The organism is Cellulomonas sp. Root485 (assembly GCF_001426705.1).
Lineage (GTDB): Bacteria > Actinomycetota > Actinomycetes > Actinomycetales > Cellulomonadaceae > Cellulomonas.
Genome location: NZ_LMFC01000001.1, coordinates 836059 through 848394, shown reverse-complemented (window position 1 = coordinate 848394; position 12336 = coordinate 836059). Strand labels below are relative to the sequence as shown.

Below are 12336 nucleotides of genomic sequence, written 5' to 3'. Positions count from 1 at the left end.
GACATGACCAGCGACGTCCGCCCGAGCACCCTCGTGGCGCCCCACCACCTCACCGTCGTCGCGCCGACGGCACCGCACCGCGGCCACCTGAGCGTCGGCGAGCCGCCTGCAGGCGACGACCGGATCGAGGTGACCAGCAGGTGGGTCGAGCGGGGTGGCATCCCGTGGTTCCCCATCACGGGCGAGATCCACTACTCGCGCGTCCCTCGCGACCGCTGGCGTGACGTCCTGGGTCACGCCCGGGCGGGCGGTCTGACCTCGGTGGCGACCTACGTCCTGTGGCAGGCCCACGAGCCGGAGCCCGGCGTCTTTCGCTGGGACGGCCAGCTCGACCTGCGCGCCTTCATCGAAGAGGCACAGACCCACGGCCTCGACGTGGTCGTCCGGCTCGGCCCCTGGGCCCACGGCGAAGCGCGGTACGGCGGCTTCCCCGACTGGCTCGTCGAGCGGAACCTCGCCACCCGCACCAACGACCCCGCGTACCTCGACCTGGTGCACGCCTTCTACGCGCAGACCGTCGCGCAGCTCCGGGGCCTGGCACATGCCGACGGCGGGCCCGTCGTCGGCGCCCAGGTCGACAACGAGCTCTACGACCAGCCGCAGCACCTCGCACGCCTGCGCGAGCTCGCCGAGGAGCTCGGGCTCCGGGTCCCGATCTGGACGGCGACGGGCTGGGGTGGTGCGCAGGTCCCCGACACGCTGCTGCCCGTGTACAGCGCCTACTCGGACGGCTTCTGGGACGACGAGCAGACGGAGTGGCCGGAGTTCTCCGCGTTCCACTTCCGCTACAGCCCGGTGCGCGACGACCTGTCCGTCGGGGCGGACCTGCGCGAGGCTCTCGACGGGATCACCCTCGACCCCGCGGCGGTGCCGTTGAAGGACGACGACGCCGTGCCGTTCGTGACGTGCGAGCTGGGCGGAGGGATGCACGTCGCGTACCACCGCCGGCCGGTCGTCGCACCCGCCGACGTCGCCGCACTCGCGCTCGCCAAGCTCGGCAGCGGCTCGATCTGGCAGGGCTACTACATGTACGCCGGCGGGACGCAGCGCACGGGTGCACACGGCTCCGAGCAGGAGTCCCACGCGACCGGCTACCCCAACGACGTGCCGCGCGTGACCTACGACTTCGCCGCCCCGATCGGCGAGCACGGCCAGATCCGCCCCCACCACCACTACCTGCGGGCCCAGCACCTGTGGCTCCAGCAGGACGGGCACCGCATCGCCACGATGACCACGACCGTCGGAGGTGGCAGCACCGACCCGGAGGTCCTGCGGTGGGCCGTGCGGTCCGACGGTCGCAGCGGCTACCTGTTCGCCTCGACGTACCAGCCCGCGAAGGCGGCACTGCCGGAACAGCGCGACGTGCAGCTCACGGTGACCTTCGACGACGGGGACGTCACGGTGCCCACCCAGCCGGTGACGATCCCGGCCGGTGTCTCGTTGGTGTGGCCGCTGCGGTACCCGCTCGCTCCGGGCGTCGTCCTTCGGAGTGCGACCGCACGGGTGCTGGCTCGCATCACCGTCGACGACCGCGAGGTCGTCGTGCTGGGCGCGTACGACGGCATCCCCGTCGAGCTCGTCCTCGACGGGGACCACGAGGTCGGCGGAGCGGGTGTCGCCGTCCACCGCGAGGGCGCGACGACCATCTCCCTCGCCGCGCCCGCCGGACCGACGTGCGTCGTCGAGCTCACGAGCGCGCGGATCATCGTCCTGGACCAGGCGAGCACCGACCGGCTGTACCTGCTGGAGGTGGACGGCCGGGAGCGGCTGGTGCTCTCCTCCGCGCCGCTCTACGCGATGGACGGCGAGCTCGTCGTGCAGACGGAGAGCCCCGACGTCACCGTCGCGCTCCTCCCCGCTCCTGAGGCCCTCCGGGCGGAGAGCGCCGACCTGAGCGAGCCGTCGGACGACGGCCCCTGGCGGACGTGGCAGGCGAGCGCGCCGCAGGTCGGCCGCCGCACGCTCGTCTCCGGGCTCCGCCCAGCAGCGACCTCCCCCCGCCCCGAGCGCGGCGGTCCCCTGGACCGGCTCAGCGCACCCACCGACTTCTCCGGAGCCGCCGTCGTGCAGGTCGACGTCCCCCGAGACCTGGTCGACGGCGTCGACCGCACGCTGCTCCGGGTGCGCTGGACCGGTGACGTCGGCCGTGCGTACGTGGGCGACGAGCTGATCAGCGACCACTTCTGGCACGGTCGCGACTGGGACGTCGACCTCACGCCCTGGGCGTCCGCTGTCGCTCGGCACGGAGTGCGGCTCGAGCTCCTGCCCTGGCAGCGCAGCACGGGTGTCTGGGTCGACCCCACGGTGCGGGAGATCCCCGACGGGGTGCACGTCGCAGCAGTGGATGTCGTCCGCGTCGGCACGGTCCGTCTGATCGCCTGGGATGCCCACGATTGACGGGAGCAGCGAGCCGGGCTTCACTGCAGAGCGCGAGTGCTCCCGACGAACGGGGAACGTCATGACGCAGACCGGCGCCGATGTCGACGCGAGCGGCTCGCCCTTGCGCGTCGCCGTCGTCGGCCCCGGCGGTTGGGGCAGGCAGCACGTCCGGGTCTTCTCCGAGCGGCTCGACACGACCGTCGTCGCGATCGTCGGCAGGGACGAGGACCGGACGCGCCGGCAGGCGGCGGAGGCGGGCACGGCCGGCTTCACCGACATCGCCGCCATGCTCGACGCCGTCCAGCCGGACCTCGTCACCGTGGCACTGCCGAACGAGCACCACTTCGCCCCGACGCTCCAGCTGATCCGGGCGGGAGTTCCGCTCCTCGTCGAGAAGCCGCTCGTGTTCGACCTCGGGGAGGCGGACCAGCTCCTGCGCGAGGCGGCCGAGAGGGACCTGTTCCTGGCCATCAACTTCAACCACCGCTACGCCGAACCGATGCTGCGCGCCCGGGCCGCGATCGAGTCCGGCGCCGTCGGCGACATCGTCTTCACGAGCTGGCGGTTCGGCGGCGAGGCCAACATCGGAACGCACCCGCACGCCCAGCTGATCGAGACGCAGTGCCACGCCTTCGACACGATCGAGCACCTCTGCGGACCGATCGTCTCCGTGATGGCGCAGATGGCGCGGGCCGGCAGCGGCCCGTACACGACCGTCGCCATCGCGCTCGAGCTCGCCAACGGGGGCGTCGGCAGCCTCGTCGGCACCTACGACTCGTCCTACGCCTATCCCCTGACCCAGCAGCTGGAGATCAACGGGCGGGCCGGACGCCTGCTGGTCGAGGACACGGTTCGTCGACTGACGATCTCCGCCGCGGGCGACGAGACGAGCCAGGTGTGGCAGGCCGGCTACTTCAACGACGAGGCGCGCGAGTTCCAGCGCACGTTCGACCGGCACGTCAGTGCCCTGCTGCCCGCCCTGCGGTCGGGCGGCGAGCCACCCATCCACGCTCGCGCGGGCCGGCGGGCCCTCGAGCTGGCGATGGGGTGCATCGCATCGTTCGAGACGGGCCGACGCGTGGCCGTCTGAGCGGCGCCCGCCCCTCGTCCGCGCCCCTGTGAGCCGGCCGAACGGGAGCCACCGAGGGAGGTGGCTCCCGTTCGCAAGGCGGTCGGTGCGGGTGCCGGCCTCAGAACCCGAGACCGGCGTCGAGCGCGGCCTGGCCCGCCTCGGGTGAGTCGAAGGTGTCGCTCTCGACGGTGATGATGGACTGGATGACGTCGCCGTCGATCGCCTTGGTCACCACGTCGTAGACGATGTCGCCGAAGAAGGGGTTGTACTGCGCGACGAAGCTCAGCTGACCGGCAGCCAGAGCCGCGAGCGCCCCGGTCGTGCCGTCGATCGTCGCGATCTTCACATCGGTGCCGGGGACCAGACCCGCCGCGGTGACGGCCTGGGCCGCGCCGAGGCCCATCTCGTCGTTCTGGGCGAAGATGAGCTGGAGGTCGTTGTCGTTGGCCGCGAGGACCCCTTCGATGACGGACCTGCCCTCGTCCGTGCTCCAGTTGGCTGTCTGCGCACCGACCTTGGTGAAGCCCGGCACGGTGCTGACGAGAGCCTCGAAGCCTTCGTTGCGCTCAGTGACGACGGACAGGCCGGGGACACCTTCGAGCACGAAGTACTTCGCGCCCTCGGGGAAGGTGTCGACGGCCCAGGAGCCCACCGAGTACGCGACGCTGTAGTTGTCGGGCGCGATGCGCGTGACGTACAGGTCCTCGCCCGCGTCGACACCGCGGTCGAGCAGGATGACCGGGATCTCGGCGTCCTTCGCGAGCTTGAGCGAGTTCTCCCAGCCCGACGCCTCCGTAGCGGTGAGGAGGATGACGTCCACCTTCTCGTTCACGAACGTCGCGAACGCTTCCAGCTGTGACTGCTGGTCGCTCGGGCTTGCCGCAGGAGCGTACTTGAGCTCGAAGCCCGTCAGGTTGTTGAACGTGTCCTTGACCGCCTGCTCGTTCGCGTTGCGCCAGCCACCTTCAGGACCGACCGCCACGAAGCCCACCGTCGTGAGTCCGTCCCCGGTCGGCACGCCGCTGCTGACCCCCTCGCTCCCACCGGCGCAGCCGGCCAGACCGAGGGTGAGCGCTCCCGCAGCGAGGACACCGACCGCTCCTGAGATCCGCTTGCTGATTGCCATGTCTCCTCCTGAGCGCGCTCGGCGTCGAGCGCGAGGTGCGTGGGACCCCGGCGGTCACCACAATGTGAGCGCTAACATCGTCTGTCGGCAGGAGAGTTCTACACCGTGGATCGCCGCCACGGGTGAGGTTTCAGCGGGCAGATGTCCACCGCTGGGCGAGTTAAACGAATCTGGTGCGCGCCAGGAGGCTCGAGACAGCCTCGTGCGAGCTCGAGCCGAGACCGACACCTGGCCGGTAGATGGCCGATGGCCACGTCAGGCTCCTGGCTTCAGGATCCCGGCGTGGCCTCGGACCAGCGCGTTTCCGCGGAGCTGAGGGGACCCGACCCATGTCCCCTGGCCCCCCGTCCGGAGCTCATTTCCGGAAGTAGCCGGAGACGTCGACGATGAGGTGGGTGTCGGCGGTGTGGGTGTAGAACGACATCTTCCCGCCGGCACCGATGCGGGTGATGGACAGGTTGGCCTCGTCGCGGCCGGGGACCAGGTTCAGGCTGGACACGTCGGGCAGGGTCGCCGGGACCGTGGTCGGGAACACCCGGATGTGGGTCACGTTGCGCGGCTGGGACCCGGTCACGTTCAGCACCGCCGCGGTCGCGTCCGAGGGCACCCCGGCCACCCCGGTGACCTGCAGGACCTGCGGCTGACCCGCGCGCAGGATCCCGGTGAACCCCTGGGCGTAGCGGGTGTCCGCGATCCGGGCCGGGGTCAGCGCGACGNTTGCGCGGCTGGGACCCGGTCACGTTCAGCACCGCCGCGGTCGCGTCCGAGGGCACCCCGGCCACCCCGGTGACCTGCAGGACCTGCGGCTGACCCGCGCGCAGGATCCCGGTGAACCCCTGGGCGTAGCGGGTGTCCGCGATCCGGGCCGGGGTCAGCGCGACGAACCCGTTGTCCCCGGTCGCGGTGTAGTACCCGGCCAGGTCGGCCAGCAGGTACGTCGCCGCCACGGGGGCGTCGAACCGGACCCGGCCCCCGTCCCCGACCTTCACNTGTCCCCGGTCGCGGTGTAGTACCCGGCCAGGTCGGCCAGCAGGTACGTCGCCGCCACGGGGGCGTCGAACCGGACCCGGCCCCCGTCCCCGACCTTCACGGTCACCAGGTTCGGCTGGTCACGCCCGGCCCGCAGGTTCAGGTTCGACACGTCCGGACCCCCCTGGTCCTCCGCGCCGCCCGGGGTCGGGTAGACCCGCACATGGGTCGGGGCATCGGTCTGGGTGCCCGTCACGTTCAGCACCACCGCCACCGCATCCGCAGGAACCCCGTTACGCCCGGTGACCTGCAGGTCCACATGCTNGGGTCGGGGCATCGGTCTGGGTGCCCGTCACGTTCAGCACCACCGCCACCGCATCCGCAGGAACCCCGTTACGCCCGGTGACCTGCAGGTCCACATGCTGGCCCTTGACCAGTCGGCCCTGCGGGACACCGCCGGTGCCGTCGCGCAGGTCCATCACCCGCACCGGCGCCAACGGCTCGAACGCGGCCGCACCCCCGTCCGCGTAGTACCCCGAGACGTCCACGATCAGGTGCGTCGAGGTCGCCTCCGGCAACAAGCTGATCGTGCCGTCCTGGCCCAACGCCACGGTGACCAGGTTCGGCTGGTCCACCCCGGGCATCACGTTCAGGTTCGACACCACCGGCGGGACCCCATCGGCCGGGGTCGGGTAGACCCGCACGTTGCCCGGCTGGGCCACCCCGGTGGCGGTCACGTTCAGCACCACCGCCGTGCCACCCGCCTGCGCCAGACCGGACAGGTCCAGGATCAGCTGCTCACCGGACTCGATCGGCCAGCCGTAGTCCCGGCTGTCGAAGATGCGCAGGTCCAGGATCAGCTGCTCACCGGACTCGATCGGCCAGCCGTAGTCCCGGCTGTCGAAGATGCGCACCGGATCGATCGGGGTGAACCGCGACCCGTTGGCAGCGACCGTGAAGAACGTGCGGATCGGCTCGTCCTGCACCGCGTCGCCCGAGTCCACCAGACCCGACACGATCACCTCATAGTGACCACCCGCGGACAGGTTCGCGTTCGGGGTCAGACTGATCGTCTTCGTCGCCGAGGTGTACGTCGGCGTCGCCGCCACCGGCTGCCCCGTCGCCCCGTCGGGACAGGTTCGCGTTCGGGGTCAGACTGATCGTCTTCGTCGCCGAGGTGTACGTCGGCGTCGCCGCCACCGGCTGCCCCGTCGCCCCGTCGATCAGCTTGACCGTCTGCGACGTGACCGCTCCGGCCTTCAACGCCCGCTCGAGAGTGACGGTCACGGTAGGGCGCACCGCCACCCCCGCAGTGTGCGGCGCCGGCGACACGTTCCTCAACCACCCATGACCCAGATGCGGATCGGTCAGGTTGCCTTGGTGGAGCGCATATACCCCGCCTTCGGATAGCACCACGTCCTGCAGACCATCACCGTCAACATCGGTGAGCCCCAGCCCGTCAATCCTGAACGAGGATCGGTCGAACACGGCTGGCACCGTCAGCGGAACGGCCAGCGTTCCGTCACTTTCTTGAAGCAGGATGGTGATGACGTCCGACCCCGTGTTCGTCACCACTACGTCGGTGGTGCCGTCGCCGTCCACATCTCCTGTTGCGACGTACTCGGGAAACTCGTTAGCGGGGTACCTCTTCGACGTGGCCCAGGTCAGGTCCGCCTGAAGGGAGTCCACCTGCACGTACCCGGCGTTGATCGCGCCTGTGCGGATCACTTCGGCGGACCCATCACCCGTCACATCGGCCACGGCGGGGGCCTTGGAGCCCTCAGCTCTCGGAAGGTAGATGGGCGAACCGAACGAGCCATCCTGGTTCTGCGGGCGCACGCCGGCGCTGTCAACGAGGTCCGGCCGGCCGTCCCGCGTGACATCGCCGACGGTGAAGTAGAAGTCCGCCGCGACCGCGGGACCGAGTGTGAACGTGCCGGTTCCGTCGTTCCACGCTGCGGTGACATCGCCAAGCCCGCCAAGAAGGAGGTCCTGGTCGCCGTCGTTGTCCAGGTCGGAGGCCACCACCCGTCGCGGCAGGGGGAATGTGATCTCGCGGCCGGCGGTCAGGGTGCCCCCGGCTTGTATGAACGAGAGGAAGCCGGTCGCTGTGCCAGCGACGACATCGAGGTCTCCATCTCCGTCGACGTCCACGGTCTCGACGCCCTGACCCTGGAGGCCCCAGCCCGGAACCGGAACAGAGAAGGGAGCTGAGAGCGTCCCGTCCGCTTTGCCGGCGTAGACCTGCAACGCGTTGTACGTGCCCTCGACGGAAACCGTGTCGCTTCGGCCGTCGCCCGTGACATCACCGACAGCGATCGGGTCCAAAGACGAAGGGGAGGTGTTGGAAGACTTCTGGTGAGACAACGTGAACTGGTGCGCGCCCGTAGCCACCGCCGCGGTGACCGTGTACCGCTGCGTGGAGGCCGAGCCGTTGGTGTTGTGTACCTGGACGTAGAACCGTCCGGCCGTGGTCACCGGCACCAACAGCTTGGGGTTGAGGTGATCCGAGAAGGGCGCGGACGCCACGATATCGCCTGCGTCGTTACGGACCTCGACCGCCAGGTCGAGGTCCTTAGTCATCGGGTCGGCCTCGACCTGCACGGTGTACCAGCCGGTGGTGGAGGCGGTGAACTGGTACCAGTCGACGTCGCCCTCGGGGCTGATGGTGCCCGTGACCTCGGTGCAGCACGGAAGCACCTGGGCGGTCGCCCGGGTGTCGTCGGACGGGCCGGGGTCCGCGGGAGCGCGGTCCAGCGGCACGGCCGGGGCAGCCGGGGACGCGTCGCCCGCGGTGACCGCGGCCGCCGCGTCGAGCACGCCGTGCCCGTAGTACGGGTCCACGCCGCGCGGCCCGGCGTCCAACGCCGTGGAGACCAGGCGCTGCTCCACCGCGGATGGCGTCAGGGCTGACGTGGCGTGCGCGAGCACGAGCGCGGCCGTGCCGCTGACGAGCGGCGCGGCCAACGACGTGCCGCTGCCGTTGGTGTACGCGGTCGGATAGGCAAGCGCCGGGCCGATGATGCTGTAGCCCGGCGCCGCGAGGCTGACCCAGTCACCCCAGCTGCTGAAGTCCGTGAGCGAGCCGTAGTCGTCGGTCGCGCCGACCGCGAGTAGGCCGTCGACCTGCGGCGCGTAGGCCGCCGGGTACATCGGGGCGGACGTACCCTCGTTGCCGGCCGCGGCCACGACGACAACGCCCGCCGCGACGGCGTTCTGGATGGCGGTCAGCAGCACCGGTGCGGGGTCCGACCCGCCGAGGGAGAGGTTTATGACGTCGGCGCCGTGCGTGGCCGCCCACGCGATCCCAGCGGCGATGGTCGAGTCCGTGCCCGATCCGTCGTTGCCGAGCACCTTGACCGGCAGGATCGTCGCGTCGTACGCCGCACCCGCCACACCCTGACCGTTGTTGGCGTGCGCGGCGACGACACCAGCCACCAGCGTGCCGTGCCCGTTGGCGTCCTCGGGATCCGAGTCGCCCGCGACCAGATCCGTACCGGTCAGGACCGATCCCGAGAGCTCGTCGTGGGCCCGGTAGACGCCGGTGTCGAGGATCGCCACGACGGTGCCGGCGCCGGTGCTCGCGTCCCAGGCCCGCGGCAGGCGCATCAGGTCGAAGTAGGGCGACCTGGTGATCCAGGGGTCGCCAGGGACGCTGAACGCCTTCCGCACGTGGTCCAGCTGAACGTCTGCGACCTGCGGGTCGGTATCCAGCTCTGCGACCACAGCCGCGGGGTCCTGGTCGCCCACGTCGACCTGCACCCAGCTGGTGCCGTCCACGGTGTCCTCGACCTCGGCGCCGAGCGCGGACAGCGACGAGCGCTGCTGGCCCGGCGTCGCCTTCGCAGCGAAGCGGACCAGCACATGGTCCGGGGCGTACCCGGTGCCCTCGGGTGCGCTCGGGGACTCCAGCTCGGGCAGCGGCGGTGCCGTGCGAGGCGTGCGCTCCGGGTGCGCGCTGAACGGCGTCAGGTGCACGTCCGGCGACGGGTCCGAGACCGAGGGGTCCGGCGCTGCCTGCGCCGAGGTGCCCAGCGCGACCAGCAGCGCGAGGGCGAGGGGCGCGGCGAACCGCGGGGTGTGGCGTCGGCGCAGCAAAGTCGGCTCCAGGCATCGCGTCGGGACCCTGCAACCCCTGCAGCCGACCGTCGCGGGTACCGTAACGGTTCCGAAACAGGTGCTCGGAGCATGAAAGGGAACAACCTGGACGATTGTCCAAGATTGTTTCCCAAGTGTGACCTTCTCAGCGGGCGCCGGCCCAGCTCGTGACCTGGTGGGCCGCTGCGCTCCGTTCGTCCAGATCCCCAGGTCACCGCGGGACGCACCACCGCGAGGCGCGAGCCCCCTAGTCTGCGAACCATGTGCGCCCGACCATGCCGCGTGACCCGGACGGCATCGTGACCCCGGCGTCCGCACCCCATGGCCCGACAGCTCGCGCGCTGCGTGCGATGGTGCGCACATCGCTGTGGTTCAGCCCGCGACCGGTCGCACTGCTGGTGCGGCGACAGTTCGCTGCAGGCGTCGTCGAACGCACAGCACGACTGGAAGCGATGGCCCCGACCGACGTCGGGGCCGTTCTCGACGAGCGGTACGGGCCGGCTCCCGACGAGGTGCTCGACGTCTTCACCCCCGCGGGTGTCAGCGGGCAGCTTCCGACCGTGCTGTGGACGCACGGCGGGGCGTTCGTCGGTGGCACGAAGGACGAGCTGCGCGGCTGGTTCCGGCTGCTCGCGGCGCGTGGCCTCACCGTCGTGGCACCGCGCTACACGCGCGCGCCCGACGCCCGGTACCCGACGCCGGCCCGGCAGATCATGACCGCGCTGCACCACGTGCAGGAGCACGCGCCGCGCCTGCACGTGGACCCGTCCCGACTCGTGCTGGCGGGCGACTCGGCGGGTGCACAGATCAGCGCACACGTCACCACCATCGCCACCGTGCCGTCCTACGCCACCCTCGTCGGCATCCGGCCGAGCGTCGAACCTGCCCAGATACGCGGGGTCGTCCTGTGCTGCGGCGTGTTCGACCTTGCACACCTGTCACCCGACTCGCCGCTGCGCGACGTGTTGCGTGCCTGCGGTTGGGCCTACAGCGGGAACCGCCACTTCGAGCGCGACGAGCACTTCCTGTCGACGATGTCCGTCGCGCGGCACGTCGGCGCCGCGTTCCCACCCGTCTTCGTCACCGTCGGCAATGCCGACCCCCTGCGTCCACAGTCGGTCCATCTGGCCGAGACGTTGGCCGGCCACGGTGTCGACGTCGAGACACTCTTCCCTCCCGCCGATCACGTGCCGGCGCTCGAGCACGAGTACCAGTTCGAAGCGGACACCGAGGACGGTTCCGCAGCCCTCGACCGCGTCGCGCACTTCATCCGACGTTGCACGGCGTAGCTCGGCCGGCAGTGGTCGATGACGACTCCGGGCACCGCCCATGGACGAGATCGACGTCTGCGGGCGCGGGGATGGCGCGTCGTGATCCGGCTACTGCGGGGCGGCGAGCACGTCGTCCATCGCCAGGATCTCGAGCAGGAACCGGACCGTGGGTGAGGCGGTCACGGTCACGGGACCGTTGGCGTAGCAGCGAGCGATGAGTCGCACACCGGTGGAGTCCATGAACGTCACGTCGGTGGCGTCCATCCGGACCGGTAAGCCGTACTCGTGCACCACACGCGCCGCTGCGTCCAGCTCTTCGCCGAGCTCGGCGTCGACCTCGCCGGTCAAGGTGATCTCGACAGCCTCCGCGGTGGCGAGGACCCGCACGGTCCCGACACGGTCCTCGGGGCCCCACACCTGCGCTACGCCGTCCATCTCGCGTGCTGCCTCTCGTGCTGGATCCAACGACGACGTTCTCTGACGCAGGACCCTAAGCGCTCGGTGCGAGGTTCGAGTACACCCCTTCGGGGGTGATCGGCCGCATGCGTCCCTGACCCCGGTTCGTCGGCCCGTCGGAGCTCATTTCCGGAAGTAGCCGGAGACGTCGACGATGAGGTGGGTGTCGGCGGTGTGGGTGTAGAACGACATCTTCCCGCCGGCACCGATGCGGGTCGGAGCTCATTTCCGGAAGTAGCCGGAGACGTCGACGATGAGGTGGGTGTCGGCGGTGTGGGTGTAGAACGACATCTTCCCGCCGGCACCGATGCGGGTGATGGACAGGTTGGCCTCGTCGCGGCCGGGGACCAGGTTCAGGCTGGACACGTCGGGCAGGGTCGCCGGGACCGTGGTCGGGAACACCCGGATGTGGGTCACGTTGCGCGGCTGGGACCCGGTCACGTTCAGCACCGCCGCGGTCGCGTCCGAGGGCACCCCGGCCACCCCGGTGACCTGCAGGACCTGCGGCTGACCCGCACGCAGGATCCCGCTGAACCCCTGGGCGTAGCGGGTGTCCGCGATCCGGGCCGGGGTCAGCGCGACGAACCCGTTGTCCCCGGTCGCGGTGTAGTACCCGGCCAGGTCCGCCAGCAGGTACGTCGCCGCCACGGGGGCGTCGAACCGGACCCGGCCCCCGTCCCCGACCTTCACCGTGACCAGGTTCGGCTGGTCACGCCCGGCCCGCAGGTTCAGGTTCGACACGTCCGGACCCCCCTGGTCCTCCGCGCCGCCCGGGGTCGGGTAGACCCGCACTGGGTCGGGGCATCGGTCTGGGTGCCCGTCACGTTCAGCACCACCGCCACCGCATCCGCAGGAACCCCGTTACGCCCGGTGACCTGCAGGTCCACATGCTCACCCTTGACCAGCCGACCGGCCGGGACACCCCCGGTCCCGTCGCGCAGGTCCATCACCCGGACCGGGGCCAG

Annotated in this window: 7 protein-coding genes; 3 read left to right on the top strand and 4 right to left on the bottom strand. The window is 70.8% G+C overall.

Going from position 1 to position 12336, the window contains the following annotated elements; all coding sequences use genetic code 11:
• Positions 1-3: 3 nt before the first annotated feature.
• Positions 4-2397, top strand: coding sequence for a beta-galactosidase (locus ASD16_RS04025; protein WP_055913130.1), 2394 nt, complete (start codon positions 4-6; stop codon positions 2395-2397).
• Between the two features lie 61 nt (positions 2398-2458).
• Positions 2459-3469, top strand: a complete 1011-nt coding sequence (locus ASD16_RS04020) for a Gfo/Idh/MocA family protein (protein ID WP_055913127.1) — start codon at positions 2459-2461, stop codon at positions 3467-3469.
• 100 nt (positions 3470-3569) lie between these two features.
• Here the strand turns inward: ASD16_RS04020 and ASD16_RS04015 are convergent, their stop codons facing one another.
• Positions 3570-4577, bottom strand: a complete 1008-nt coding sequence (locus ASD16_RS04015; protein WP_055913124.1) for a substrate-binding domain-containing protein — start codon at positions 4575-4577, stop codon at positions 3570-3572.
• Positions 4578-6569: 1992 nt separating this feature from the next.
• Complete coding sequence (locus ASD16_RS03995; RefSeq protein ID WP_055913112.1) at positions 6570-9644, bottom strand: S8 family serine peptidase; 3075 nt, start codon at positions 9642-9644, stop codon at positions 6570-6572.
• A 452-nt stretch (positions 9645-10096) separates the two neighbouring features.
• Between ASD16_RS03995 and ASD16_RS03990 the strand changes: the two genes are divergently transcribed.
• Positions 10097-10933 carry an alpha/beta hydrolase gene (locus tag ASD16_RS03990; protein ID WP_162250275.1) on the top strand — a complete coding sequence of 279 codons (837 nt, stop codon included), beginning with the start codon at positions 10097-10099 and terminating at the stop codon, positions 10931-10933.
• Between the two features lie 90 nt (positions 10934-11023).
• Here the strand turns inward: ASD16_RS03990 and ASD16_RS03985 are convergent, their stop codons facing one another.
• Together ASD16_RS03985 and ASD16_RS03980 are read right to left on the bottom strand one after the other, a co-directional pair.
• A complete protein-coding gene (locus tag ASD16_RS03985; protein WP_055913106.1) occupies positions 11024-11350 on the bottom strand; it encodes an STAS domain-containing protein in 327 nt (108 codons plus the stop codon).
• 243 nt (positions 11351-11593) lie between these two features.
• Entirely contained in the window at positions 11594-12112 is a 519-nt protein-coding gene (locus tag ASD16_RS03980) for a hypothetical protein (RefSeq protein WP_157453781.1), read from the bottom strand.
• Between the last annotated feature and the right edge of the window lie 224 nt (positions 12113-12336).